31 protein-coding genes and 2 tRNA genes are annotated in these 23856 nt (G+C 59.5%); 28 read left to right on the plus strand and 5 right to left on the minus strand.

What is annotated here, in order from left to right; genetic code table 11:
• The first annotated feature begins 100 nt into the window (after nt 1-100).
• From PLN84_RS06520 to PLN84_RS06530, 3 genes are all read left to right on the plus strand, one after another.
• The gene (locus PLN84_RS06520) at nt 101-1360 is read left to right on the plus strand and encodes an AAA family ATPase (RefSeq protein ID WP_348531976.1); all 1260 of its coding nucleotides are present in this window, start codon (nt 101-103) and stop codon (nt 1358-1360) included.
• A 4-nt stretch (nt 1361-1364) separates the two neighbouring features.
• On the plus strand, nt 1365-1976 hold the full coding sequence (locus PLN84_RS06525; protein WP_062262117.1) for a DUF4276 family protein: 612 nt from the start codon (nt 1365-1367) through the stop codon (nt 1974-1976).
• A gap of 422 nt (nt 1977-2398) precedes the next feature.
• Nucleotides 2399-4264: an SWIM zinc finger family protein gene (locus tag PLN84_RS06530; protein ID WP_292558763.1), complete on the plus strand. Its 1866-nt coding sequence runs from the start codon at nt 2399-2401 to the stop codon at nt 4262-4264.
• 224 nt (nt 4265-4488) lie between these two features.
• Here PLN84_RS06530 and PLN84_RS06535 read toward each other — a convergent pair whose 3' ends face one another.
• The 4 genes from PLN84_RS06535 to PLN84_RS06550 all read right to left on the minus strand — a co-directional run bounded on the left by PLN84_RS06535 (nt 4489) and on the right by PLN84_RS06550 (nt 7323).
• On the minus strand, nt 4489-5649 hold the full coding sequence (locus PLN84_RS06535; RefSeq protein ID WP_292558764.1) for a KamA family radical SAM protein: 1161 nt from the start codon (nt 5647-5649) through the stop codon (nt 4489-4491).
• Between the two features lie 262 nt (nt 5650-5911).
• Nucleotides 5912-6286 (minus strand): Zn-ribbon domain-containing protein, encoded by a 375-nt coding sequence (locus tag PLN84_RS06540; protein WP_292558765.1) that lies wholly within the window; start codon nt 6284-6286, stop codon nt 5912-5914.
• Nucleotides 6287-6307: 21 nt separating this feature from the next.
• Nucleotides 6308-6676, minus strand: coding sequence for a DUF2073 domain-containing protein (locus PLN84_RS06545; protein WP_292558766.1), 369 nt, complete (start codon nt 6674-6676; stop codon nt 6308-6310).
• Between the two features lie 5 nt (nt 6677-6681).
• Nucleotides 6682-7323, minus strand: coding sequence for an Era-like GTP-binding protein (locus tag PLN84_RS06550; protein WP_292558767.1), 642 nt, complete (start codon nt 7321-7323; stop codon nt 6682-6684).
• 210 nt (nt 7324-7533) lie between these two features.
• Between PLN84_RS06550 and PLN84_RS06555 the strand changes: the two genes are divergently transcribed.
• The 5 genes from PLN84_RS06555 to PLN84_RS06575 are packed head-to-tail and all read left to right on the plus strand — an operon-like array spanning nt 7534 to nt 11461.
• Nucleotides 7534-8097: a CBS domain-containing protein gene (locus tag PLN84_RS06555; RefSeq protein ID WP_292558768.1), complete on the plus strand. Its 564-nt coding sequence runs from the start codon at nt 7534-7536 to the stop codon at nt 8095-8097.
• On the plus strand, nt 8094-8849 hold the full coding sequence (locus PLN84_RS06560) for a CBS domain-containing protein (RefSeq protein WP_292558769.1): 756 nt from the start codon (nt 8094-8096) through the stop codon (nt 8847-8849). The genes PLN84_RS06555 and PLN84_RS06560 overlap by 4 nt, the downstream gene beginning before the upstream one ends.
• 39 nt (nt 8850-8888) lie before the next feature.
• Nucleotides 8889-9836, plus strand: a complete 948-nt coding sequence (locus PLN84_RS06565) for a CBS domain-containing protein (protein WP_292558770.1) — start codon at nt 8889-8891, stop codon at nt 9834-9836.
• Between the two features lie 6 nt (nt 9837-9842).
• Nucleotides 9843-10682: a CBS domain-containing protein gene (locus PLN84_RS06570; protein WP_292558771.1), complete on the plus strand. Its 840-nt coding sequence runs from the start codon at nt 9843-9845 to the stop codon at nt 10680-10682.
• Nucleotides 10679-11461, plus strand: coding sequence for a CBS domain-containing protein (locus PLN84_RS06575; RefSeq protein WP_292558772.1), 783 nt, complete (start codon nt 10679-10681; stop codon nt 11459-11461). Before PLN84_RS06570 ends, PLN84_RS06575 begins: the two co-directional genes overlap by 4 nt.
• A 65-nt stretch (nt 11462-11526) precedes the next feature.
• Here PLN84_RS06575 and PLN84_RS06580 read toward each other — a convergent pair whose 3' ends face one another.
• The gene (locus PLN84_RS06580) at nt 11527-11718 is read right to left on the minus strand and encodes a hypothetical protein (protein WP_292558773.1); all 192 of its coding nucleotides are present in this window, start codon (nt 11716-11718) and stop codon (nt 11527-11529) included.
• A gap of 217 nt (nt 11719-11935) precedes the next feature.
• Here PLN84_RS06580 and PLN84_RS06585 point away from each other — a divergent pair, with 217 nt between their 5' ends.
• The 20 genes from PLN84_RS06585 (at nt 11936) to fni (ending at nt 23844) form a co-directional block, all read left to right on the plus strand.
• Nucleotides 11936-12616 (plus strand): diphthine--ammonia ligase, encoded by a 681-nt coding sequence (locus PLN84_RS06585; protein ID WP_292558774.1) that lies wholly within the window; start codon nt 11936-11938, stop codon nt 12614-12616.
• A complete protein-coding gene (locus tag PLN84_RS06590; RefSeq protein ID WP_292558775.1) occupies nt 12613-13182 on the plus strand; it encodes a hypothetical protein in 570 nt (189 codons plus the stop codon). Before PLN84_RS06585 ends, PLN84_RS06590 begins: the two co-directional genes overlap by 4 nt.
• A 224-nt stretch (nt 13183-13406) precedes the next feature.
• Nucleotides 13407-14372, plus strand: a complete 966-nt coding sequence (locus tag PLN84_RS06595; RefSeq protein ID WP_292558776.1) for a deoxyhypusine synthase — start codon at nt 13407-13409, stop codon at nt 14370-14372.
• A gap of 116 nt (nt 14373-14488) precedes the next feature.
• A tRNA-Ser gene (locus PLN84_RS06600) sits at nt 14489-14573 on the plus strand.
• A gap of 34 nt (nt 14574-14607) precedes the next feature.
• Entirely contained in the window at nt 14608-15057 is a 450-nt protein-coding gene (locus PLN84_RS06605) for a 30S ribosomal protein S13 (RefSeq protein WP_292558777.1), read from the plus strand.
• Between the two features lie 11 nt (nt 15058-15068).
• Nucleotides 15069-15617: a 30S ribosomal protein S4 gene (locus tag PLN84_RS06610; protein ID WP_292558778.1), complete on the plus strand. Its 549-nt coding sequence runs from the start codon at nt 15069-15071 to the stop codon at nt 15615-15617.
• A 4-nt stretch (nt 15618-15621) separates the two neighbouring features.
• On the plus strand, nt 15622-16011 hold the full coding sequence (locus tag PLN84_RS06615; protein WP_011844637.1) for a 30S ribosomal protein S11: 390 nt from the start codon (nt 15622-15624) through the stop codon (nt 16009-16011).
• Nucleotides 16011-16841 carry a DNA-directed RNA polymerase subunit D gene (locus PLN84_RS06620; protein ID WP_292558779.1) on the plus strand — a complete coding sequence of 277 codons (831 nt, stop codon included), beginning with the start codon at nt 16011-16013 and terminating at the stop codon, nt 16839-16841. Before PLN84_RS06615 ends, PLN84_RS06620 begins: the two co-directional genes overlap by 1 nt.
• Nucleotides 16838-17206, plus strand: coding sequence for a 50S ribosomal protein L18e (locus PLN84_RS06625; RefSeq protein ID WP_292558780.1), 369 nt, complete (start codon nt 16838-16840; stop codon nt 17204-17206). The genes PLN84_RS06620 and PLN84_RS06625 overlap by 4 nt, the downstream gene beginning before the upstream one ends.
• Nucleotides 17207-17211: 5 nt before the next feature.
• A complete protein-coding gene (locus PLN84_RS06630; protein ID WP_292558781.1) occupies nt 17212-17634 on the plus strand; it encodes a 50S ribosomal protein L13 in 423 nt (140 codons plus the stop codon).
• 14 nt (nt 17635-17648) lie between these two features.
• A complete protein-coding gene (locus tag PLN84_RS06635; RefSeq protein WP_292558782.1) occupies nt 17649-18050 on the plus strand; it encodes a 30S ribosomal protein S9 in 402 nt (133 codons plus the stop codon).
• Between the two features lie 34 nt (nt 18051-18084).
• Nucleotides 18085-18273 carry a DNA-directed RNA polymerase subunit N gene (locus tag PLN84_RS06640; RefSeq protein WP_292558783.1) on the plus strand — a complete coding sequence of 63 codons (189 nt, stop codon included), beginning with the start codon at nt 18085-18087 and terminating at the stop codon, nt 18271-18273.
• A gap of 2 nt (nt 18274-18275) precedes the next feature.
• A tRNA-Pro gene (locus PLN84_RS06645) sits at nt 18276-18349 on the plus strand.
• Between the two features lie 30 nt (nt 18350-18379).
• Nucleotides 18380-18547 (plus strand): DNA-directed RNA polymerase subunit K, encoded by a 168-nt coding sequence (locus tag PLN84_RS06650; RefSeq protein ID WP_292558784.1) that lies wholly within the window; start codon nt 18380-18382, stop codon nt 18545-18547.
• 8 nt (nt 18548-18555) lie between these two features.
• On the plus strand, nt 18556-19743 hold the full coding sequence (gene eno, locus PLN84_RS06655) for a phosphopyruvate hydratase (protein WP_292558785.1): 1188 nt from the start codon (nt 18556-18558) through the stop codon (nt 19741-19743).
• A gap of 1 nt (nt 19744) precedes the next feature.
• Nucleotides 19745-20353, plus strand: a complete 609-nt coding sequence (gene rpsB / locus PLN84_RS06660; protein ID WP_292558786.1) for a 30S ribosomal protein S2 — start codon at nt 19745-19747, stop codon at nt 20351-20353.
• Between the two features lie 26 nt (nt 20354-20379).
• Nucleotides 20380-21168: an AmmeMemoRadiSam system protein B gene (gene amrB / locus PLN84_RS06665; RefSeq protein WP_292558787.1), complete on the plus strand. Its 789-nt coding sequence runs from the start codon at nt 20380-20382 to the stop codon at nt 21166-21168.
• Nucleotides 21169-22038, plus strand: a complete 870-nt coding sequence (gene mvk, locus PLN84_RS06670; protein ID WP_292558788.1) for a mevalonate kinase — start codon at nt 21169-21171, stop codon at nt 22036-22038. It abuts the gene before it with no gap.
• Nucleotides 22031-22795 (plus strand): isopentenyl phosphate kinase, encoded by a 765-nt coding sequence (locus tag PLN84_RS06675; protein ID WP_292558789.1) that lies wholly within the window; start codon nt 22031-22033, stop codon nt 22793-22795. The genes mvk and PLN84_RS06675 overlap by 8 nt, the downstream gene beginning before the upstream one ends.
• On the plus strand, nt 22792-23844 hold the full coding sequence (gene fni, locus PLN84_RS06680; protein WP_292558790.1) for a type 2 isopentenyl-diphosphate Delta-isomerase: 1053 nt from the start codon (nt 22792-22794) through the stop codon (nt 23842-23844). Before PLN84_RS06675 ends, fni begins: the two co-directional genes overlap by 4 nt.
• Nucleotides 23845-23856 lie beyond the last annotated feature (12 nt).

Genomic DNA, 23856 nt, shown 5'->3' on the forward strand with positions numbered 1-23856 from the left:
GTCATTGGTGCTCTGACCTGAGACAAAGCCACTTTAAACAGATACCCCATCACAACATATAATCGGACACGTTATTGCACAGAAACGTGATAATGGAGTTATGATGCCACCCGACAGACCCCTGTATCAACCTCCGCCAAGAATTGAATACCTTAAGGTGAAAAATTACCGTGCCCTCTCTGATCTGGAACTAAAAGACATCCAACCATTTACTGTCTTCCTTGGCCCTAACGGGAGTGGAAAATCAACCATTTTTGATGTCTTTGCATTCCTCTCGGAATGTTTTACCACCGGGCTGCGAAGAGCATGGGATAAGCGGGGCAGATTCAAAGAACTCAGAACAAGGGGATCGGAAGGCGACATCATCATCGAGTTGAAATACCGGGAACGGCCGGGCTCTCCCCTGATAACATATCATCTCGCGATCGGGGAGAGTAAAAAGGGTCCCTACGTTGCAGAAGAGTGGCTTCAATGGCGTCGAAAAACAAACGGAAAGCCATTTAAATTCCTTGATTTCAGGAACGGATCGGGCGAAGTGATCACCGGGGAAATGCCTGATGAGCAGGACGAACGTAAAGAAGAAACGCTTGATTCACCGGAGGTTCTCGCCGTCAATACGCTCGGCCAGTTTGCAAAGCATCCCCGTGTCAGCGCCCTTCGTCGATTTATCACAGGATGGTATCTCTCATATCTGAGTGCAGATGCGACGAGAGGGTTGCCTGAGGCCGGGCCGCAGGAGCATCTCTCTTCAACCGGCGACAACCTGCCAAACGTGATCCAGTATCTCAAGGAACAGCACCCTGGCACCCTCAACGCAATACTGACCACTCTTTCTGAGAGGATTCCCCGCCTCGAAAAGGTCGATTCGGTCCTTCTTGCGGACGGCAGACTCCTCCTTCAGATAAAAGATGCCCCGTTTGAGCAACCGGTACTTGCAAAGTTCGCCTCAGATGGAACAATGAAGATGCTCGCATACCTTACCATGCTGAGCGACCCGGAACCCCCCCTCCTCATTGGCATCGAAGAGCCGGAAAATCAGCTCCATCCCCGCCATCTCGCAGTACTCGCCGAGGAATTCAGAGCTGCATCGACCAGAACGCAGTTGATGGTGACCACCCATTCACCGATCTTCGTGAATGCCCTCGCCCCGGAAGAAGTCTGGATCCTCTATCGGAGTGAGCAGGGATATACGCAGGCTCAAAGGGCATCGGAGTTGAGAGGAGTCAAAGAGTTCGTCGAAGAAGGTGCAAAACTAGGCGATCTCTGGATGGAGGAATATTTCCCTTTTGATGAGCCCGAAGGAGCAGGAAGCAGAGTGAAACGTGCCGATCGCACCATTCAGGCTCGATTGACAGGGTGATCCGGTGCATTTCGAAGTTCTCCTTGAGGAAGAGTCGACACGTGCTGCGATGGACAACTTACTCCCGAAAATGATACGGGATGAGGATTCATTCAACATCCACCCATTTAATGGCAAGAAGGATCTTCTGGGCAAGTTGCCTGGCAGGCTACGAGCATACAAGAAATGGATCCCACGAGATTATCGTATTGTTGTTCTGGTAGACAGAGATCGCGATGACTGCATGGTATTGAAGAGACAGATGGAAACAATCGCAATAGAGGCAGGTCTCTCGACAAAAAGTTCATCGCCAAACGATGATACTTTTCAAGTTCTGAACAGGATAGCGATAGAAGAACTTGAAGCCTGGTTTCTTGGAGACGTAGAGGCCCTTGCCGCTGCATATCCCGGAGTACCCCTGACATTGGGGGCTAAAGAGCGGTACCGGGATCCGGATGCAGTTGTTAATGCCTGGGAGGCGCTTGAGCGAGTACTCCAGCAGGCGGGCTACCCAGGGCCCTTACAAAAAATAAAATCTGCATCCGAAATTTCTAAAGGTATGGTTCCGGACAGAAACAGATCGGCAAGTTTCCAATCATTTTATACCGGGGTACTGGCCTGTATCAGGCAATCTTAAAAGATTGGAAGTAACTGTTCAGGGAATTCGTTGCGCTGTCGTAGGGATGAAAGGTGCCCCCTCGAACCTTCACCAGTTCCTGTAATACCGGGCGGTTGTGCTTCTTGACGGTTGAGATGAATCCTCTGACCCCGACAGAAGCTCCTCGCCTCCTCACCTACCCCCGAAGACGCCCGGATCGTGATTGCGGACGGCATCGCGGACGAACGTGCCGAAGGAGAACTCGCCGGACGGGTCACGGCACCGGAGCCGGAACGAGGAAGAGGCGCATTCGTCCTCTGTTACCCGGCATCAGCAGATCCGATCCGCCGGGCACTTCCCGCGCAGCCCCAAGCGCTCACGGTGCGGGTCTCTATCCCGGGCGCCGGTCAAAGCATTCATCATGATCCGGGTACTTCAACTTCTCATAAAAGGCGGTTCGCATGGCAGGAGAACCCGAAACCTCTGATATTTTCAGGACGCTGACCTGGGGAGATCTGGATGAATGGGCGGGCGCAAAGACGCTCTCCCGCGGTAAACGCTACCAGCGTGAAGGGCGGGTGCGGGATCTTGCATGCCTTCCCTGGGGAGACCTGATCGCATGGGTGGCCGGCACCGAGAGGTATGCAACCACCGTCTCCACGGACGGTGAATCCATCGAATCCAGGTGCACCTGCCCCGTGGGGGATTCATGCAAGCATGCCGTCGCCGTCGTGCTGGAATACCTCGAATCGGTGAAGATCGGTCTTCCCATCCCGGCCGCGACCGAAGACGACCCGAGGCTGCGGCTGCTCGATCCGGATTTCACGGAGCATACTGCCCCATCACCGGAATCATCCCTGCGCCCCTCTCTCGAAGAGATGACAAAAGAAGACCTGATCGACCTCCTCGAGACCCTGGCCCGGTACGACCCTCACATAAGAAGAGCAATCGACGATCGGCGTAGCATTGCAGCGACAGGTGCCGGCCTGCTTGTCGATGCGCTGCTCTCCGAGATCGATGCTGCCGCCGATGAATGGTCGCGGGACGAGTACCGGGACGGCGGCATCCCCGACTACTCCCGCGTGCAGGAGAAGATGGAGATCCTCTTCTCGATGGGGTATGCCGACGAGGTCGTCCTGGCCGGAGAAGTTCTCCTGCAAAAAGGGCCTGGAGCGGTCGAGATGGTCGATGACGAAGGCGAGACCATCGATCAGATCGCGTCGTGCATGGATGTGGTCTTCTCCGCCCTCGCCGTCTCGCCGCGGCCCGCCCACGAGAAGATACTCTACGCGATCGAGGCCGAACTTGAGGACGGGTACGGCCTCTGCACGGGAGCAGGGAGAGTGCTCGCAGGAGACTTCCCGGAAGAGGAGTGGAGTATCGCGGCAGACCGGCTTCTGGAGCGGCTGGAAGATATCGCCCCCGTACAGGAAGACAGTGGATTTACCCCACGATACCGGCGAAATCGTCTCGTAACCATGATCGTGACGGCGCTCGATAAGGCGGGCCGGCAGGACGAAGCGACACGCCTTCGGATAGTGGAGACCGGCAGGACGGATACCTATCCGGACCTCGCTGCACGCCTGCTCCGCGAGGGGCAGCGCGATGAGGCGCTGCAATGGATCTACCGGGGCATCCGGGAGACGGAGGAGATGGCTCCCGGCATTGCCGACGAACTCCGGACCATCCTGCGCGAGATATGGGAGAGAGAGGGGAACCGGCCTGCCGTAGCCGCAGTCCGCGCTGAAGCGTTCTTCTATGAACCGACGTACCCGGCTTTCAGGGACCTGATGGAGGCGGCGCGCCGTGCCGGGGTCCGGGACAAGGTCAGGGATGCTGCGATGCGCTATCTGATCGGCGGGGAAAGGCCCCCGGCAGGAAGCGGCGTAATCCCCGGGGTGCTTCCCGACACGGGCGTGGGGGTCCGGGCGCCGCGAAGAGAGAGCACCGCTCCGGTCGCCGACACGCTTATCGAGATCGCGATTGCAGAGGAGAGATCGGACGAGATCCTCCACTGGTACGACCGATGGAAAGAAGACAGGATTGACCACTACCGGAGGCAGGACCGTGTCGCGGATGCGGTCGTCGATGCGTATCCGGAGCGAGCGAACGCCATCTGGAGGGAGAAGGCGGAGAGGCTCATCGCCGAAGCCCGCCCGCGGTCGTACGAAGAGTCCCTGCGGTACCTGAGAAGACTGCGGTCACACATGGAGACCCCGGAGTGGGAGGAGTATCTCGGGGAACTGCGGCATAAGCACGCGAGAAAAAGGCGGTTCCTTGAGGTGCTCGATCACGTGGAGGACCGGCGGATCGTTGAGGAGATCTGATTGACTATACGTTAGAGAGACAGGTGTCGTGGTGTCCTCGTAGCGGCGATGTCGAGGGCTGAAACGGATGAGTATTCGAGTGGGGTATGGGGCGGAGCCCACGCCGATATGACCTCTGCAGAAGTCTTGTATCCCGGTAACCCCTCCGCCATCCGCCCGGGATCAATGGCGGATGCGCCGGAAACGGCAGGTAAGCCATCAGGCAGGGCAGGTAAACCCCCCCGTCACCCCGGCGTGCATCCCATCTCCGGCGGCGCCGATCTGTCCGGGGCATCGTCTTCCGGCCCCCAGACCCTCCCCTCGTCCACCAGGTCCGTATAGTCATCGAACCAGTAGGCCTCCGGGTTGCTCTTATAGACCATGAACCGGCCGAGGTCCTCCGGGTCTGCCGCCTGGTTGTACTTGAAGAACGTGAACCCGTCCGTCCGGCCCACGACCTCGATCTTCCCCGTCGCGTGGGAGATCACGAACCTTGCCCGCTTCGCAAGCCCCGAACACCTCGTCCGGGCCTGCTCGAAGATCCGGTAGGACTCCTCCACCGGCACCGCAAACGTCCGGTTGCCGGTCGCCGGACGGCACTGGAAGACATAGTAGGGGTTCGCTCCGATGAACGAGAGTTTATCGAAAAGCGCCGCAAGCACCTCCGGATCGTCGTTGATTCCCCGGATCAGCGGGGTCTGGTTCATCACGACCGCTCCCGCCTCCTGCAGGAGCGCGACCGCCCGGCACGCCACATCGGTCAGCTCCCGCGGATGGTTGAACTGCGTCATGATGTAGATCCGCTTTTCGTCCGTGCTATAGCGCCGGATCGTATCGAGAAGCGCCGGATCGTCGACGATCCGGTACGGGTCGTAGGCAGGCACCTTCGTCCCGATCCGGATGATCTCGATATGGTCGATCTCCCGGATCCGGCCGATGATATCCTCCAGCCGGCCGGTCTCCAGGAGCAGCGGGTCGCCCCCGGTGAGCAGGGCGTTCGTGATCTCCGGGTGGTCCCGGATGTAGAGGAGCCCCTCGGAGATGTCCTTCTTCACCTCCCGGGCATCCCCGATGAAGAGGCGCTTGCGGAAACAGTAGCGGCAGAGACCCCCGCAGACGTCGCTCACGAGCAACAGAGCCGTTTCACGATATTTATGCTGCAACCCCGGCGCCCGGGTATACCGGTGTTCTGAGGACGGATCGGAGTACCCCCAGGATTCAAGCTCCCCAATAGAAGGAATGATCAGCCGCCGGATGGGGTCCTTCGTGTCCTCCCAGTCGATCAGCGAGAGATAGTAATCGTTCGCGCGGAACGCAAAGAGATCTGTTATCGGCGCGAGGCAGGCACGATCCTCTGCGCTGATGCCGGGAACCTCGTCAAGGGATGATAGATACGTCGTTCTCATAGATATACCTCCGAATCGACACTCGCCGCTGCGTACAGGCAGGCCGGCAGTCGGGGACCGGGTGCATGAGAGCGGAGATCGAGAAACCCGATCCGCGCAACGACTCATGAAAGGTTCATGCTCTCATACAGGAAACCGTCGCCCCGGCATGCGCTATCGAGTGTCGGGTTACGTTTTGTAGCTCAAAAAGGGGGGTGAGAATATTTAAGTTTTAGGTCGAGAGAGGGAGAGAGAATTCGCCGGGTTCCCGTCCGAACGAGGGTCACTTCTTCTTCCTGGCCATGGAGAGGATATCAACCCGGTATCTTCCCTCCTTCTCCAGCCCGACGACCACCTCGTCGGACCGGGCCAGTTTATCGATATTTAGTTCGTACGAACCGGGACCGAGGATGCGGATACTCTCGATCCGCTCAAAGACCTCGATCTCCTCTTTTTGTCGATCCCGCTGGACCTCAAGCACATCCTCTCCGGTCTCCCGGGCGATATCGTCGATGGTCTTCTCCTTCAGCACGTCGTCGTGCCGTTCGGCCTCACGGATGTAGAGAAACTTCTTCCCGCCGCAACTCGGGCATCCCTTCAGTATCTTCGTCGAACCGTCCTCGAACTCCCGGCCGCATTGCGTACACTTGTGAGGCATCTATATCACCCGTACTATCCGTTACCTTGAGGAAGAGACCCACGCACTGATGAGATCCTTCTCCTTCTTGAGCGTCTTGAGCTGGTTTGCAGGCCCGATCACGGTCAGCCGTGTCTCAGAGCGCTTGCCCCCGAAGAGTCTCCCGAAAAGGCCGTTCGGAGCATCCCTGACCGGGTAGGTCTCCATCTCGATCCCGGAAAACCCGTCCGGCGCGATCTCGCGCATCGTGATCTCGATGAGCTTGCTCTGCTCATCCGGCGCGAGACCCTTCTCCAGGACAACGATGTTCCCTTCCATGACATCATCGAGGATCAGGCGGATCTTCTCCATTGCCGTGAGTCGATCGAGGCGCTCCGCCGAAATAAGGTCTATCTGTACACCCTGTATCATCTCCATCACCCGAAATACGACGCCATCTTTTCGTACAACTCATCCATGTTGTTCCCCTCAAGACCGGATATAGAGATCACAGGATGCTGGGGAAACGCACTCTTGATCCGCGCCGGGGAGGCGTCAGGGAGATCATTCTTGTTCGCGACGATCAGGATCGGGAGTTTCCGGCTCTCGATGATCCCGACAAGCATGATGTTCACCTGCTGGAACGGGTCCTGCGTGGCATCAAGCATGTAGATGACGCCGTCGATATCCTCGCGGAGCCAGTGCATCGCTTCGGCAACGCCCTCGGTCGCCTCCCGCGCCCGCTTGATCGCCTCCTCCTTATTGATCCCATACTCGACGAACTCGTTATAGTCGATCTTGGTCGTCACACCCGGCGTGTCGACGATATCGATGGTGATCGAATGGCCGTCCTGGCTTGTGATGGTGATATCCTCCTTGCGCCGTACACGGCGGGTCTCATGGGGCACCTCACTGACCGGCCCGACCGCGTCGCCGACCCAGTCTCGCACGACCCTGTTTGCAAGCGTCGTCTTGCCGGCATTGGGAGGCCCGTAGATCCCGATGCGGGAAGCTCGCTTCTTAAAGAGCGTCTTCAAGAACCGCGAGATCTTCTGTTTTGTACGAACTAAGAACGTCATTAATCTCCCTCAAGTAGGCCGATTTGCCTATACTTAGGTGTGTTATGGAACTCCCAAATAAATATAATTATATGTTCCGTGCAGCGCATTCTCCTCATTCTGAAGGAAAAAAGCAATCAGGGAGCGTGAGAATTCTTTTATACTGTCAAAACCTAGATACAGTTGCACCCGAAGAATCAGCCCATATAGCGACCAGATCAGGAGAATCCCATGATGAATAATAACGATACCATCCGCTTCGAGACACGCATACCGGTCAGGGAGGTCATGCAGAGCCATCCGACGACCATCGATGTGGAGGAGACAGTCGCCCGAGCGGCGCAGACCATGTGCCGGGATGGAGTCGGCAGTTGCATCGTGCTACAGAATAACCTGCCCACCGGGATCGTCACGGAGGAGGACATCAACTGTAAGGTCGTAGCAAAAGACTTAAAACCGGGCAAGATTCATGTCAGCGAGATCATGAGTACCCCGCTGATCACGATCGGTGCAGAGAAACTGGTTGGCGATGCGGCGGCAATGATGGTGAAGCACCGCGTTCGCAGGCTTCCCGTCGTTGAGAATCAGACGGTGGTCGGGATCGTGACGGTCAGGGATATCCTCACCATCGCGACTGAGGTGAACGAACTGCTGGCGGACCTCATCGAGATCAACCGCGAAGAAGAGTACGCTATGGGTGTCTGCGACCGGTGCGGGAATATGTCCGACGACTTATCAAGGGTCGACAACCTTATGCTCTGTCCCGTCTGTCGGGAGGAGGAACAGTTGCTATGAAAGTGGCCTCAAACTTGATGCGGGATATTCCCACCCTGCGCTATGACGACTACGTCACGAAAGCACGAAGCGTCCTGCGGGAAGACATCTTTCGCGAACTCTACGTCGTGGATGAGCGAGATCGGCTGATGGGTTACCTCGACATATCCGACGTCCTATTAGTGATGGACACCAAATCAAACATCACCGTCAAGGGCTTTATCAAGGAGGCCGCCCAGGTCGCCCCGGATACGCCCCTTGCAGAGGTCGCCTTCGCCATCATGACGGCTCATACAAACAGTGCCGCAATCGTCGACGAAAGTGATGCGCTCCAGGGGGGAGTGCTCTTCTCCGAACTCTTCCCGGTCCTGATCTCCCGCAACGAACCACGCGGCAGGGTCGAGGACGTCATGTCGCGCCAACCCGTCACCTGCTCCCCGGAGGACCCCATACACCGCATTTATAACCTGATCGTCACAAGCGGCTTTATCGCGTTTCCGGTGGTGCAGAAGAACGAAGTCATCGGCATCATCTCCCGCCGGGACCTCCTGCGCGCCGGAAACGTCCGCACATCGGTGAAGAACCAGGCCGACACCACCGTGGATCGGGTGATGACGACCCCCGTCATCACGGTCGCGCCCGACGACCCGGTTGCGACGGCGAGCCGACTGATGGTCGACCACGATATCAGTATCCTCCCGGTCATCGATGAGAGAAAGAGGCTCGCCGGCGTCATCGACCGCCACGACGTCCTGACCTGTCTCCCCCGGTGAAGGCATTCCCGATTATCTCAACCCCAAAGGAGTGATACCATGCAATCGAACTCGAATAACTCAGAGAAGAAGCCAGGTGACCGGCTCCTCAAGATGCCGGGCAAACACGACCGCGGACCCGTCGACTTCAAGACACGGATCGCCGATCACGAAGGCGAGATCATGGCGATCGCCACGCGATCCGTCGTCACGGCCCAGCGGACCACCACGATCATCCAGGCAGTCGAGATCATGACCCGGGAGGGGTTCCGGAGGCTGCCGATCGTCGACGCGGGGACGCACCATCTCAGAGGGATCGTGACCGTCAGCGACATCATCGACTTCATGGGCGGCGGCGACAAGTCGAACCTCGTGCAGGTGAAACACGGGGGGAACTTTCTTGCCGCAATCAACGAAGGTCTCCGCGAGATCATGACCCCGCACCTGGTCACCATGCCCATCACCGGGAGCATCGCCGATGCGGTCGATATCATCGTCAACAAAAACGTCGGCGGGATCCCCATTACCGACGCTGACGGAGAACTGAAGGGAATCGTGACCGAGCGTGACGTGATGAAGGTGCTCACCACCGAGCACTCGAGCCGCAGGGTAGAGGATGTCATGAAGGCGTCGGTGCGCGTCACCAGCCCCGACACCCCGATCGGCAGCGTCTGCAGGGAGATGGTGAAGTGCAGGTTCAGACGGCTTCCGGTCGTCGTGGACGACGTTCTCTGCGGTATCGTTACCGCAACCGATATCATGAATTACCTCGGGAAGGGAAAGGCCTTCGAGCGGCTGACAACCGGGGATTCCGCTGAGGTGATGGGAGCACCGGTCCGGTCGCTCCTCTCCGGGGAACTCCACACCACCACGCCGGACCGGAACATCCACAATATCGCCATCGAGATGATCCAGCGTCGTGTCGGGGCGTTCCCCGTCATAGAGGACTCGCACCTCGTCGGACTCGTGACGGAATACGACCTTGTAAAGGCATTTGCAGAGGAGTGAAGAAGAATGCGTGCCGTTGATGTGATGTCTGCCCCGGTGTACGTCGTTGCACCGGCCGACAACGTCGCCTATGCGCGAAACCAGATGCTCAAACACCGTGTGTCGAGGCTCCCCGTCATGGAAGGGGATGAACTCCGCGGTATCCTCACCAAGAAGGATATCGCCTACCGGCTCAGGCAGACGGAACCGATGTGGCGGCGGCGCCCGATCGACCGGATCCCGGTCAGCGTCCTGATGGCACAGAACCCTATCGTGGTCACGCCGGAGACCAGTATTCGCAACATTGCAGCCACAATGCTTGATAAGGACATATCAGGGCTGCCCGTCGTCGACAACGGCAGGGTGACCGGTATCGTCACCAAACTGGATGTTATGCGTTCAACCCATGTGCGCGGGCTCCCTGCCCGGGTCGGCGATCTTATGGAGGATGCGGTCACGGTCAACCGGTATCATTCACTCGACCATGTCATCGACACGATAAAGGGGAAAAACGATAAACTTATTGTCGTTAACGACAATGGAAGCCTTGCAGGAATCATTACGGAGAGTAACCTCGCATTTTATGAGTATCTGGACGACCGGATGAACCTGCCCAGCAAAGACGTCACGCGCCTCCGGAGAGATGAGCCCGGAGGGCAGAAACGCTTCAGATACGTCGTCGAGGTATCAGCAGTCGCAGAAGACATCATGAGCCGTCCGGTCATCATCATCCCCCCCGATGCGTCTATCCAGGATGCCGTCGGGCTGATGCTGGAGAACCAGATCAACAGTCTCGTTGTCACGGAGGACGGTGATCTCCGGGGCGTGCTCAAGAGAGATGATATCATTAAGGAAGTGGCAAAATGAGCGAGAAATATCAGATTCTTGTCAAAGACGTGATGACAAAACCGGTCACCATCGCAAAGTCCGCCTTTGTCAGCGAAGCGCTCGAGAAGATGCTCGATGAGGGCGTCGATCCGCTCATCGTGACCAACAACGGCACGGTCATCGGCACTACGTCTCGGGCGGCAATCGCCGAGACGCTCGGGAGCAAGAAGACTCAGGCGCTGAAAGCCACATCCATTCATGTCGCGAACACAGTCGAGGAGAACTTCACCTCCGCGTACCCGGACCAGAGCCTCGATATTCTGGTGCCGTTGCTCCAGCACTACAAACTCGTCGTCGTGCTCGATGCCGAGCACCGCCTCATCGGACAGGTGACGGCAGGCGACCTCCTGAAGGTGCTCCGGCCGGCTGGGGCCCTCACGGACGTCGTGGAAACGGCAAACACCATCCAGGTCGAGGAGCGGGCCGTCCACCTCCGGCGGCGGATGCTGGACGGCAAGATCAACCGGTTCATCGTCGAAGAGGGCGATCAGGTCATCGGTATCGTCACGGAGACCGATGTCGCAAAAGCGCTCTACGCCTTCAAGGATATGGTGGAAGATACCCGCCAGGAGTATCGGATCCGGAACCTCCTCGTGCGTGACATCATGAGCACACCCTTGATCTCGATGGATGTGAATACGGACATCTCCGACGTCATCGACCTGATGCTCAAGAAGAATATCAGTTCCGTCCCGGTAATGCAGAACGGCAAGATAACAGGCGTCGTTACCAGAAACGCGCTTGTCCAGGCCCTATAAGGGTCCTGGCATCACCTTTTTGGAACAGGGGCCCGTCCCGGACCTGAACGGGTACCGGGACCGCCTCAGGCCAGCGCTTCGTGACGCTGCTGGCAGCGTGCCTGCAATTCATCCCACTCGTCCGGGTGCTCCTCCGCCCACGCCAGGATCACATGGACGAGCCGCTCCCGCGATTCGGGATCTCCCCGGTAGTTCACCAGGACACAATCAACCACCGCTTCAAGCTGTTCTTCTGGGTTCCCATGCTTCGCCGTCATGTTCTATGCCTCCCGTGATATGACCCGGGTGCGCTCACACGGAGTGAAGATCCGACACCATATAATCCTGATCCTCCCCGCCAACAGCTCCCGGCAATCTCGCGGTTGCGCGAAACGAGGCACTATGGCCCCGCTCACGGACCACAGACAGGGCCCCGCAGAGGCTGCCACCGCAGGAGTTATCCGTGCCCCGGACAGAAAGGTACCGGAACAATCCATGAGACTCGGCGTACTCTTCTCCGGCGGGAAAGACTCCCTCTTCGCCTGCTGGAAGGCGATGCAGCAAGAGGAGGTAGCCTGCCTGATCACGGTCGTCTCAAGGAACCCGGAGAGTTACATGTTCCACACCCCGAACATCCGCCTCGCCGCACTGCAGGCTGAGGCGGCGGGGCTCCCGCTCGTGGAGGTGGAGACGGCAGGAGAGAAGGAGACGGAGCTCCTGGACCTGAAGCAGGCCCTCCTCCAGGCCAGCGAAGAGTTCGGGATAGGAGGCGTCGTCACCGGGGCGATCCTCTCGGTCTACCAGGCGACACGAGTCCAGCGGGTCTGCCATGACCTGGGCCTCTGGTGCTTCAACCCGCTCTGGCATGCGGACCAGGAGGCCTACATGGAGAGTCTCATCGACGCCGGCTTTGCGGTCATCATCGCCGGTGTCTTCGCCTGCCCCTTCGACGAGTCCTGGCTCGGAAGGGAGATCGACCGCCGCACCCTCGACGAACTCCGCACGATAGCCCGGAAGTACGGGATCACGCTCACCGGCGAAGGAGGAGAGTTTGAGACGTTCGTCACCGACGCCCCGTTCTTCTCCCGGCGGATCGCGATCGAGAGGGCATCAACGGTCTACCGGAACTACAACGGCGTCCTCCGGATCGAGCGGGCGAGGCTGGTGGCGCGATGATCCTGCTCATCGACCTCTGCTATCGGGACGGCTCACTCTCCCGGGACGAGTTCGTCAGGCCGGTCGAACGGCTCCTCCGCGAGGCCGGAGCGCAGTTCACCACCCGCCACTACGCGGTCCTCAGCGCACCGGAGATCGAGGCCGCGGACGCCGTGGTCCTCTGCGGGACAGCGCTCCAGGACACCGGGTTTGCCGGGCATCCCGAGCGGTTCTCATGGCTTCCTCTCTTCGAGCGCCCGGTGCTCGGCATATCCTCCGGCATGCGGGTTCTCTCGTCGGCCTTCGGCGGCGGCACCGAGCCGTGCTGCGAGATCGGGATGACCGACGTCCACGTGCTCGCGCCCGACCCCCTCTTTGCGGAGAAGGAGACCTTTCCCGCGTATGAGGTGCATGAATATGCTGTCCTGGTCCCGGACCGGTTCATACCCCTCGCCGCCTCGGAGAGGTGCATCCAGGCGATCCGGCACCGTTCGCTCCCCCTCTACGGCCTTCTCTTCCACCCGGAGGTCAGGAACGAGTGGGTCGTCGAGCGATTCCTCCGGCGGGTGGAGACTGCTCGGTGGTGAACAGACCATTTTGCACCCGTTCGCGGACGATCGCTCGGCGTCCGCCACGCCCAAAAAGAATCCGGCGCATCAGCCTGCGTGAACCCTGGCCGGCCCCCTCTTCCATCCGCCGGCGGGCCCGGCGCCAGGAGAGCGGCGCACAATCATACCGGAACATCCATACGCCCCGGACCGGTGCCAATCATTAAGGGTTCGCAGCCAGAAACAGGTATCGGGACTTTTCCATGAGACCAACGCAGCCAGTCAAACCGAACAGGGACGTAACGGCACTCCTTCTGTCCATGAGCAAGACCGGCTTTCAAGGGCGAAAGCTCGGGGAGTCGCTCGGCGTCTGGACCAGGATGATCGACGATCCCGACTGCACGATATTCATGGGACTCTCGGGCGCGATGATCCCGGCGGGCATGCAGAACATCCTGATCGAGCTCGTCAGGAACCGCTACGTCGACGTCATCGTCTCCACGGGTGCAAACATCTTCCACGACACCTGCGAGCACCTCGGCGTACGGCACTACCTCGGCCACCACCACGCCGACGATGCGGCACTCTTCGAGGAGGGGATCGACCGCATCTACGACGTCTTCGCGTACGAGGAGGAGTTCCGGAGCATCGATGCTGAGATCGCACGGTTCGCCGACGAGATCGCGCCGTTCCGGGGTTCGTCGCGGGAGTTCATCCGGCGTCTCGGGGAATGGCTCCGTGAACGGAAGCCCGAAGGCCGGTCGCTCATCGCCACCTGCGCCGAGTACGGTGTTCCCATCTTCATCCCTGCCCTCGGCGACTCATCCATCGGCATCGGCCTCGTCATGGCACGCCGGCGGGGGGTCAAGGTCGATATCGACCAGATCGCCGATACCGACGAGATCACGCGGATGGTCGAAGAGTCGAAGAAGACCGGCGTCATCTACGTCGGCGGCGGTGTGCCGAAGAACTTCATCCAGCAGACCCAGGTCATCGCCTCGATCCACGAGCAGCATCTGGGGGGGCATGCCTACGCCGTCCAGTACACCACCGACGCCCCTCACTGGGGCGGCCTCTCCGGGTGCACGTTTGAGGAGGCGATCAGCTGGGGCAAGGAGGCACCCGAGTCACCGCGCGTCCAGTGCTTCTGCGACGCCACGATTGCACTCCCCATCGTTGCGTCGGGGCTGATCGGGAGCGGGGTCCGGCGGGCCCGCCCCGCCCCCTGAAACCACCGCAAATGTTATTAGGATAGCTCACTAAAATTAGTAAGCACAAGTCATAGAATGCTGTGTCTGGAGCAGCACCCCGTGTGTTGCGAGTGTCGAAAGATGCGAAGTTCTATGTTGAGGTAGCCAAGCCTGGTATGGCGCAGGTTTGCTAAACCTGTGTCCCCCTGGGACTCGAGGGTTCAAATCCCTCCCTCAGCGCTTTCACCGACAACGTCGATGATGAGGCGATCACATGGATGATGAAGAGATAAAGTACTTTGTTCGAGTCAGGAACACTGACCTCGACGGCACCAAGGCAGTGCATATCGCACTGACCGGGATCAAGGGCATTGGTCCGCACACATCGCGCACCATCACCGCCCTCGCCGGCGTAGACCCTCGCGCTATCCTCGGCAAACTCGATGACGAGTCGGTCGCGCGGATCGCAAACGCCGTTGATACGTACACCGAACAGGTGCCCGACTGGATGGTAAACCGGCCAAAGGACATCTACACCGGAGAAGTCCGCCACCTCCTCGGAACCGATCTTACCATGATGAATGACGACGATGTCAACCGCATGCGCAAGATGCGCAGTTACCGCGGCATCAGGCACGAGACCGGGCAGAAGGTTCGCGGTCAGCGCACCAAGTCTACCGGAAGGACCGGCACGACCGTCGGCGTCAAGAGAAAGAAAGATTGAGCGGTGATTGAATGGGATATCCAGGAAAAAACCACAAACAATACGCGACGCCCAAGCGGCGGTTCGAAAAGACACGACTTGAGGACGAGAAGCGGCTCATCATCGATTACGGCCTGAGGAACAAGCGTGAACTCTGGAAAGCCCAGAGCGTGCTGCGGAAGTACCGCGCTGCCGCCCGTGAGCTGGTGGCGCTGCGCTCAGGCGGCATCGGCCAGGATGAGTACCAGAAGAAGACCGAGGAGCTCACCAACCACCTTTACCGCTACGGCCTCGTCGGCGAAGGCGCCGATATCGGCGCCATCCTCGCGCTGAAGGTGGAGCAGCAACTCGATCGCCGTCTCCAGACGCTGGTGCTCCGCAAGGGGCTCGCACGCTCCCCCAAGCAGGCCCGCCAGTTCATCACCCACGGCCACATCGCGATCGCCGGCCGCCGGGTGACCATTCCGGGCTACCGGGTTGCACGGGCAGAAGAGCAGGAGATCACCTACTACGGCCCCTCCCCGTTCACGAACGACGTTCATCCCGAGAGAAGCCGCATCGCCCGTGCAGGAATGAGGTAATATCATGGCAGAAGAGAAATGGGGCATTGCACACATCTTTGCCTCCTTTAACAATACCATCATCACCGTCACCGACCTCTCCGGGGCCGAGACCGTCACCAAGAGCAGCGGCGGCATGGTCGTGAAGCAGGACAGAAACGAGAGCTCGCCGTATGCAGCCATGCAGATGGCAATCCAGGTCGCACAGAACGCCCGCGACAAGGGGATCACCGGCGTCCACGTGAAGGTCCGCGCACCCGGACGCGGCAAGCAGCGGAGCCCGGGCCCCGGCGCTCAGGCAGCGATCCGCGCCCTTGCCCGTGCAGGGATGCGGATCGGCCGCATCGAAGACGTCACCCCGGTGCCCCACGACAGCATCCGCGGCAAGGGCGGCCGGAGAGGAAGGAGAGTGTAATGGAGATAGCGTTTTCTCGACTGGACGAGAGAGTCGCCAAATTCACCATAACCGGCGTTTCCACATCGTTTGCCAATATGTTGCGGCGGGCGATGATCAGCGAAGTGCCGACGCTCGCCATCGAAGATGTCCGTATCTACGATAACACAAGCGTCCTCTTCGATGAGATGCTGGCGCACCGGCTGGGGCTCATCCCCCTGCGGACCGACCTGAAGCGCTACGTGCCGCGTGGCGAATGCGCCTGCGAAGGCGTCGGGTGTCCGGTCTGCACCGCCACCTACACGCTCTCCGTCGAAGGGCCGAAGACAGTCTACTCAAGCGACCTGATACCCCAGGACCCCGACGCCCCACCGGCAGAGGAGAAGATCCCGATCATCGATCTCGCGAAAGAGCAGAAGATCGTTCTTGAGGCGTATGCTATCGTCAGCACCGGAAAGGAGCATGCCAAGTGGCAGGCGACCACCGCCTGCGGGTACAAGAATTACCCCAAGATAGCCATCAGTGAGCAGTGCGACGGGTGCGGCATGTGCATCGACGAATGTCCACGCGGCGTGCTTGAGGCCGGACAGGGTAACGTCCGGGTCATCGAAGGGCGGCAGGAACTCTGCTCCCTCTGCAAACTCTGCGAGCGGGCATGCCTTGCCGGCGGCATCGGCACCGAGCCGGCCATCAGTATCGGTTTCGATGCAGAGATATTCATCTTCGTGGTGGAAAGCGACGGATCGATGCCCGTCCGGGAGATCATCGAGAGAGCGCTCCAATACATACAGAGATCATCAGACGACCTGGTAGACGTGATGAACGAGATAACGGGAGAGGGGACTGAATGAAGAAGACAACCGAGACGAAATCGAACCCCCGGCTGGCCGCCCTGATTGTGACGCTGAAAGATGCGTCGCGCGTGCATGAGGCGAACATCTGGCGTGAGATTGCAAAGAGGCTGGATGCACCCCGGAAGAACTACGCCGAGGTGAACCTCAGCAAGATCGACCGCTACGCAAACGAAGGCGAGACGATCCTGGTGCCGGGCAAGGTGCTCGGCAGCGGTGCACTGAACCTGCCGGTGAAGGTCGCCGCGCTGGACTTCTCCGAGGCTGCGGTGAGCAAGATCACCGGTGCCAACGGGACGTGTATGACTATCGAGGACCTCCTCCGGGATAACCCGAAGGGGAGCATGGTACGGATCCTCAGGTGAGACGAATGGTAACGGTTATCGATGCAGACGGATTACTGCTCGGGAGAATGGCCAGCATCGTCGCACAGCGTGCGCTTGCCGGCGAGGAGATTGCCCTCGTGAACGTCGAGAAGGCAATCGTCTCCGGAAACCGGGCGCATGTGCTCGCGAATTATCACACGAAGCGCGAACGGGGATCCCGTGAAGGCGGCCCGTTCTTCCCGCGCAGGCCCGACCATATCGTCAAGCGCACCATCCGGGGCATGCTCCCGTACAAGCGCGAGCGTGGCGTCGCCGCATTCAAGCGGATCAAGACCTACGTCGGGGTGCCGACGGAGTTCGTCGGGATGGAGACCGAGACGCTTGACATGGCCCATATCGACCGGCTGAGCAGCCCAAGGTATATAACGATCGGGGCGATAAGCACCAACCTCGGAGCAAAATATTAAGTGAGGGTGATGGGATGGCAAAGATCATCAATACAAGCGGTAAGAGAAAAACGGCAATCGCCAGAGCGACCTTAAAGCCCGGCAACGGCCGGATCCGCATCAACTCAGTGCCTCTCGAGATCTACGGGACCGAGTTGACGCGCATGAAGATCGCCGAACCGTTGCTGTTGGTTCCAAACGCACTCGACGGCGTCGATGCGGCGATCGATGTTGCCGGCGGCGGAACGATGGGCCAGGCCGAGGCAGTCCGGACGGCGCTCGCGCGCGGCATTGTAGAGTGGCACAACGATCCCCAGATTAAGGATGTATTTCTCGCGTACGACCGGACGCTGCTCGTGAACGACTCACGGCAGAAGGAAACCAAGAAGCCGCACGGCCCGGGTGCACGGGCAAGGTTCCAGAAGTCCTACCGGTGAGCAAAAGAGATATAAGGGATGCAGGACCATTATTATGATACCCGTACGATGTTTTACATGCGGTAAGGTCATCTCTACAGCCTGGAAGGAGTTTGAGGAGCGGCGGGATGCGGGCGAGGATCCAAAACGGATCCTCGACGATCTCGGTCTGGAACGTTACTGTTGCAGGCGGATGCTGCTGACACACAAGGTATTGGTGGAGGACCTGAACCCGTATCAATGAGAGGGGTCGTGGGGTAGCCTGGCCATCCTATGGCGTTCGGGATGCTGTGACCTGAGTTCAAATCTCAGCGACCCCATTTTATCATTAATGATTTTGAGGCTACACGATGGAATCATATACCCGATACGAACGAGCACGAATTATAGGGGCTCGTGCTCTGCAGATATCGATGGGTGCACCTGTTTTGGTTAACACGACAAAAACAGAGCCGCTCGAGATCGCGCTTGAAGAGTTCGATCGAGACGTGATCCCTATTACGGTGAAGAGAAAGTAGTTGATCTGATGACGACCATCGAACAGATTATCCTGAGAACGATCCTGGATAGCCGCGGAAACGAGACCGTCGAGGCCGAGATCTACACAGATTGCGGCTTTGGACGGGCTGCCGCACCGAGCGGCGCCAGCACCGGAACCTACGAGGCGAAGGTACGGCCGTCGCGCGAGGCTATCGATGATGCACAAAAGAACCTGATTCCATCGCTCATCGGTGAGGACACCCGCGATCAGATCACATTCGACGCACTGTTGAGAGAGAACGACGGGACACCCGACTTCAGTTCGCTTGGCGCGAACGTCGCCGTAGCACTCTCGCTTGCGTGTGCAAAGGCGGCTGCATCGTCCCTGAACCTGGAACTCTTCCGGTACCTGGGCGGCGCATTTGCCGGCGAAACACCCCTACCCCTGGGGAACGTCATCGGCGGAGGTGCCCATGCCCCGAATGCCACGTCCATCCAGGAGTTCCTGGTGGTTCCCACCGGGGCTTCCGGCGCATCGCAGGGCGTCTTCGTGAACGCTGCCGTTCACCGGGCAGTGAAAACGATGCTGCAGAAGCAGGGCAAACTCTCCGGTAAAGGGGACGAAGGCGCCTGGGCGCCTGCCATAACCGACATCGAGGCGTTCGAGATCATCAGTGAAGCAATTGCCACAGTCTCTGATGAGATGAACGTTGAGGTCCGGATGGGGATCGACGTGGCGGCAAGCGAACTCTGGGACGGCAAGCAGTACCGCTACAAGGATGCGACGCGGAGCCGTGAAGACCAGATCGCTTATATGGCCGACCTGGTCGACCGCTACAACCTCATCTACATCGAGGACCCCCTCTTTGAGGAGGACTTCGATGCGTTCGCCGAACTGACCGATCAGGTCAGGGACCGTTGCCTGATCTGCGGAGACGACCTCTTCGTGACCAACGTCGAACGGATAACGAAAGGCGTCGAGACGTGCGCGGCAAACTGCGTGCTGATCAAACCGAACCAGATCGGAACCCTCACCGACACCTTCGAGGCGATACACCTCGCTCAGGAGAGCGGTATGGAGACGGTCATGAGCCACCGGTCCGGAGAGACCACCGACGCGACGATCGCGCATCTTGCCACCGCATTTGAATGCATCTTCCTCAAGACCGGTGTGGTCGGCGGGGAGCGAATAGCCAAACTGAACGAACTGATTCGGATAGAGGAGCTGATCTAACTTGACTGGAAATGAGCTTGAAATCGAACTGAAAGAACCCCTGGTACCCGTCGAGGAATACCTCGCCGCCGGTGTGCACATCGGCACCCAGCAGAAGAGCAAAGACATGATGAAGTTCATCTACCGCGTCCGCGGGGATGGGCTCTACATCCTGGACATCCAGGCGACCGACGAGCGGGTCAAGACCGCCGCGAAGTTCCTTTCGGAATACGAGGCGGCGAAGATCCTGGTCGTCACGTCCCGGCAGTACGGCCAGTACCCGGCGAAGAAGTTCGCCGATGCGATCGGCGGCATGGCAGTTATCGGCCGCTTCATCCCCGGGATGCTCACCAACCAGCGCCTGAACAAGTACATCGAACCCGACGTGATCGTGGTGACCGACCCTATCGGTGACTCCCAGGCGATCACCGAGGCGGTCCAGGCAGGGATCCCGATCGTCGCTCTCTGCGACACCAACAACATGACGAAGTACGTCGACGTGGTCATCCCGACAAACAACAAGGGACGGAAAGCACTCTCGATGATCTACTATCTCCTGACCAAAGAGATGCTCCACCTGCGCGGTGTAGCCACATCGCTCACTCCCGAAGACTTTGAGACAGAGTTATAAGACCTGAAGGCACACGAGCTCATCTGATGGATATGCGCCCATGCAGTGTAGCGGGAATGTTCTATCCTGCCGAGCCCCGGCATCTGGAGCAACTGCTGGAGACGTTCTTCCGGAGCAGATCCCCCGGGATCGATGCCCGGGGCATCGTCTCTCCCCACGCAGGCTACGTCTACTCGGGAGAGACCGGGGCCTGTGCCTTCTCTAGCATACCACCTGATTTTGACGGCACGTTTGTTGTCGTCGGTCCAAGTCACCGGGGGTACACGACCTGCGCCTCCGCCGTGCCGTGGGAGACGCCTCTCGGGATCGTCGATCTCGACAGGGAGTTTGTCGATGTACTGGGTATCGAGATCGATGAGGCGGCCCACCAGAACGAACACTCGCTCGAGGTGCAGATGCCGTTCATCAAGTATCGGTTCCCAAGAGCCAGGATTGCACCCATCCTGATGGGCGACCAGAGTTACCGGGCGGCGGCAAGTCTTGCGGAGCAGGTGCTCCGGGCGATCGAGCGCACAGGAAGGAACGTGCGGATCGTCGCCTCAAGCGACTTCTCCCACTACATCCCGGACAGGGTAGCACGCAGACAGGACCTCTCCGCGATCGATGCGCTCGCGACTCTGGACATACCGGAGTTTTACCGACGGCTCCGGGAGAGTGGCGCTACGGTCTGTGGATACGGTCCGATCGCGAGCATGTGCATCGCCTGCCGATCGCTCGGTGCAGAGCGTGGGGAACTTTTGCGGTACACGACCAGCGGCGATGTGACGGGAGACCTCGATCAGGTAGTGGGGTACGCGGCGATAGCGGTGGTGTAATTGGCAACGTGGAGCGCGCCGGGTAAGGTCTTCCTCTTCGGCGAGCATGCAGTGGTCTACGGGAAGCCAGGGGTCGCGATGGCGATAAAGCCTCGTGTCTATGTCACGGTGAGGCAATCCCGAAACCCGACGCGCCCGAAATCGCCCTACATAGACGAGTGTTTCAAACGGATGGGCGTCCGGGGAAGCGTCTACGTTCATTCGCAACTGCAGAGTTCATCCGGGCTCGGATCGTCAGCTGCGGTGACGGTGGCGACGCTCTCTGCGATCAACGACGAGTTCGGTCTGGGGCATACCCGCGACCATATCGCTGATGTCGCGTACGCTATCGAGAAGAAGGTCCAGAAAGGGCGGGCAAGCCCTACCGACACCTACGTCTGCGCAAATGGCGGGATGGTCCTCATCACGGGGAACTCCAAGCGGCGGCTCCCTCCGCAGGGCTTACAGCTCGTCGTGGGGAATACCCTGGTGCCGCACAGCACCGCAAAGATGGTGGAACAGGTCGGGAACCTCCAGAGGAAGCACCCGGAGATTGCAAACCCGATACTGGATGCCATCGGGGCCGTGACGCTTACCGCCCTCCATAACATCAACAACCCAAAGGACCTGGGGCAGTGCATGGATATGAACAACGCCCTCCTGGAAGCGCTTGGTGTGGGGCACCCCGCAAGCAGCAAACTCGTGCTTGCGGCAAGGGCGAGCGGCGCCTACGGGGCGAAGATCACCGGGGCAGGAGGCGGCGGGTGCATCATCGCCCTCTGCCCGCGGCGGGCAAAGAGCCGGGTTGCCGGGGCCATCGAGGCCTGCGAGGGAAAAGCAATCATCACCACGATAGACACCGACGGCGCGAGAAAAGAGAAGCATGAGTGAGACTGTGATACTGAAACTGGGGGGAAGCGTGATCACCGACAAGTCGGGCGAGTGCGCGATCGATCACGCCCGCCTGCACGAGGTTGCCGACGAGCTCGCCGCCCGGCGAGCCTCCGCACTCGTGCTCGTTCACGGCGCAGGGTCGTGCGGACACCCGGAGGCCCGGCGCTATCGTATCAACGATGGCCTCACCCGGGAGAACGTCCCCGGCGTCTACCAGACGCACGCCGCCGTCTCGAGCCTGAACGCCGCGGTCGTCGGAGCCCTGCGGGATGCGGGCGTCGAAGCAATCGGCATCCACCCGTTCGACCTGGCTCTCGCCGAAGACGGGCGCCTGGTCTCGTTCGAGACCCGCCATATCGCCGAGATGACAGAACACGGCATTGTGCCCGTGCTGCACGGCGACGTGGTGATGGACCTTCTCCGGGGATCATGCATCGTCTCAGGCGACCAGCTGGTGACCCGTCTTGCCGTTGCTCTCGGGAGCCGGCGCGTGGGACTTGCAACGGACGTTCCCGGCGTGCTGGAGAACGGATCGATCGTCCCGTACATCGACCGGAGTAGAGCGGCGTCGCTTGCTATCGGCGGATCGGCGAGCACCGACGTGACCGGAGGCATGCAGGGCAAGATCAGAGAACTCCTCGCGCTGGCCGATGCCGGCACCGATGCGCATATCTTCCATATCTCGAAGATCGGCCGGTTCCTGGACGGCACGGAGCACGGCGGAACGATCGTGACAAAGCGAGGCAGAGCATGACAGGAGATACCGCTACATCCTCAAGGAAACGGGATCACCTGCTCATCTGCTGTGAAAAACCCATCGAGACCGGTGATGCCGGGTTTAAGGACGTGAGACTGGTCCATAACGCTCTTCCCGAATGCGATATGGATGCAATCGAGTTGAAAACACGGTTCCTCGGCTCCCCCCTCGGCTCCCCCCTCTTCATTGCAGCGATGACCGGAGGACATCCGGACACCCTCGAGGTAAACCGGCGGCTTGCACGCGTCGCCGAGCGGTATAACCTCGGTATGGGCGTCGGTTCTCAGCGAGCGGCACTGGAAAAGCCCGAACTGGAGAAGAGTTTCGCCGTCGTGCGGGAGGAAGCGCCACATACCTTCCTCTGTGCGAACCTCGGAATCGTCCAGCTCCGCGACCACGGCATCGAGTGGGCAGAGCGGGCTGTCGAGATGATCGATGCACAGGCGATCGCCATCCATATCAATTCCCTCCAGGAATCGATTCAGCCGGAAGGCGATCATAACGCAGAAGGGTGCCTCGAAGCGCTCCGCAACCTCTGCAAAGAGTTCTCCCGTCCGGTCATCGTGAAGGAGACGGGCTCCGGCATATCAGCCGAGACTGCCAGGTTAATCCGGGGCGCAGGGGCGAGCGCCATCGATATCGGCGGCCACGGAGGCACGTCCTGGGCGAAGATAGAACGCCTGAGGGCAAACGGCTCCGACCTTGCCGATCTCGGGGAGGCGTTTCTCTCCTGGGGCATACCGACGGTGGTAAGCCTCTGTGAGGTGAGGACGGTAGGAGGCCCGATCATTGCGACGGGCGGATTGCGTTCAGGAGTCGATATCGCGAAGGCTGTCGCACTCGGGGCGGATCTCGGGGGCATGGCGCTCCCCCTCCTAAAACCGGCTATGGAGAGCGAAGAAGCGCTCTTTGCAGCCGTTGAGGCGATACACCGCGAACTTCGCGTGGCGATGTTCCTGACGGGATCCCGAAGACCACAGGACCTCCGTCACACACGGGCGTATATAACCGGATTGACCCGGCAAATGATTGAAATCAGTGACTAACCACAAAAAATC

Origin of the sequence: Methanoculleus sp., assembly GCF_035363275.1 — an archaeon.
In the GTDB taxonomy this organism is placed as follows: Archaea; Halobacteriota; Methanomicrobia; order Methanomicrobiales; family Methanoculleaceae; genus Methanoculleus.

Bases quoted from the DNA above. Each gene is read 5' to 3' on its own strand.
- PLN84_RS06520 (WP_348531976.1), top strand. From the start codon at position 101: ATGATGCCACCCGACAGACCCCTGTATCAACCTCCGCCAAGAATTGAA.
- PLN84_RS06530 (WP_292558763.1), top strand. From the start codon at position 2,399: ATGGCAGGAGAACCCGAAACCTCTGATATTTTCAGGACGCTGACCTGG.
- PLN84_RS06535 (WP_292558764.1), bottom strand. From the start codon at position 5,649: ATGAGAACGACGTATCTATCATCCCTTGACGAGGTTCCCGGCATCAGC.
- PLN84_RS06540 (WP_292558765.1), bottom strand. From the start codon at position 6,286: ATGCCTCACAAGTGTACGCAATGCGGCCGGGAGTTCGAGGACGGTTCG.
- PLN84_RS06545 (WP_292558766.1), bottom strand. From the start codon at position 6,676: ATGATACAGGGTGTACAGATAGACCTTATTTCGGCGGAGCGCCTCGAT.
- PLN84_RS06550 (WP_292558767.1), bottom strand. From the start codon at position 7,323: ATGACGTTCTTAGTTCGTACAAAACAGAAGATCTCGCGGTTCTTGAAG.
- PLN84_RS06555 (WP_292558768.1), top strand. From the start codon at position 7,534: ATGATGAATAATAACGATACCATCCGCTTCGAGACACGCATACCGGTC.
- PLN84_RS06560 (WP_292558769.1), top strand. From the start codon at position 8,094: ATGAAAGTGGCCTCAAACTTGATGCGGGATATTCCCACCCTGCGCTAT.
- PLN84_RS06565 (WP_292558770.1), top strand. From the start codon at position 8,889: ATGCAATCGAACTCGAATAACTCAGAGAAGAAGCCAGGTGACCGGCTC.
- PLN84_RS06570 (WP_292558771.1), top strand. From the start codon at position 9,843: ATGCGTGCCGTTGATGTGATGTCTGCCCCGGTGTACGTCGTTGCACCG.
- PLN84_RS06575 (WP_292558772.1), top strand. From the start codon at position 10,679: ATGAGCGAGAAATATCAGATTCTTGTCAAAGACGTGATGACAAAACCG.
- PLN84_RS06580 (WP_292558773.1), bottom strand. From the start codon at position 11,718: ATGACGGCGAAGCATGGGAACCCAGAAGAACAGCTTGAAGCGGTGGTT.
- PLN84_RS06585 (WP_292558774.1), top strand. From the start codon at position 11,936: ATGAGACTCGGCGTACTCTTCTCCGGCGGGAAAGACTCCCTCTTCGCC.
- PLN84_RS06590 (WP_292558775.1), top strand. From the start codon at position 12,613: ATGATCCTGCTCATCGACCTCTGCTATCGGGACGGCTCACTCTCCCGG.
- PLN84_RS06595 (WP_292558776.1), top strand. From the start codon at position 13,407: ATGAGACCAACGCAGCCAGTCAAACCGAACAGGGACGTAACGGCACTC.
- PLN84_RS06605 (WP_292558777.1), top strand. From the start codon at position 14,608: ATGGATGATGAAGAGATAAAGTACTTTGTTCGAGTCAGGAACACTGAC.
- PLN84_RS06610 (WP_292558778.1), top strand. From the start codon at position 15,069: ATGGGATATCCAGGAAAAAACCACAAACAATACGCGACGCCCAAGCGG.
- PLN84_RS06615 (WP_011844637.1), top strand. From the start codon at position 15,622: ATGGCAGAAGAGAAATGGGGCATTGCACACATCTTTGCCTCCTTTAAC.
- PLN84_RS06620 (WP_292558779.1), top strand. From the start codon at position 16,011: ATGGAGATAGCGTTTTCTCGACTGGACGAGAGAGTCGCCAAATTCACC.
- PLN84_RS06625 (WP_292558780.1), top strand. From the start codon at position 16,838: ATGAAGAAGACAACCGAGACGAAATCGAACCCCCGGCTGGCCGCCCTG.
- PLN84_RS06630 (WP_292558781.1), top strand. From the start codon at position 17,212: ATGGTAACGGTTATCGATGCAGACGGATTACTGCTCGGGAGAATGGCC.
- PLN84_RS06635 (WP_292558782.1), top strand. From the start codon at position 17,649: ATGGCAAAGATCATCAATACAAGCGGTAAGAGAAAAACGGCAATCGCC.
- PLN84_RS06640 (WP_292558783.1), top strand. From the start codon at position 18,085: ATGATACCCGTACGATGTTTTACATGCGGTAAGGTCATCTCTACAGCC.
- PLN84_RS06650 (WP_292558784.1), top strand. From the start codon at position 18,380: ATGGAATCATATACCCGATACGAACGAGCACGAATTATAGGGGCTCGT.
- eno (WP_292558785.1), top strand. From the start codon at position 18,556: ATGACGACCATCGAACAGATTATCCTGAGAACGATCCTGGATAGCCGC.
- amrB (WP_292558787.1), top strand. From the start codon at position 20,380: ATGGATATGCGCCCATGCAGTGTAGCGGGAATGTTCTATCCTGCCGAG.
- PLN84_RS06675 (WP_292558789.1), top strand. From the start codon at position 22,031: ATGAGTGAGACTGTGATACTGAAACTGGGGGGAAGCGTGATCACCGAC.
- fni (WP_292558790.1), top strand. From the start codon at position 22,792: ATGACAGGAGATACCGCTACATCCTCAAGGAAACGGGATCACCTGCTC.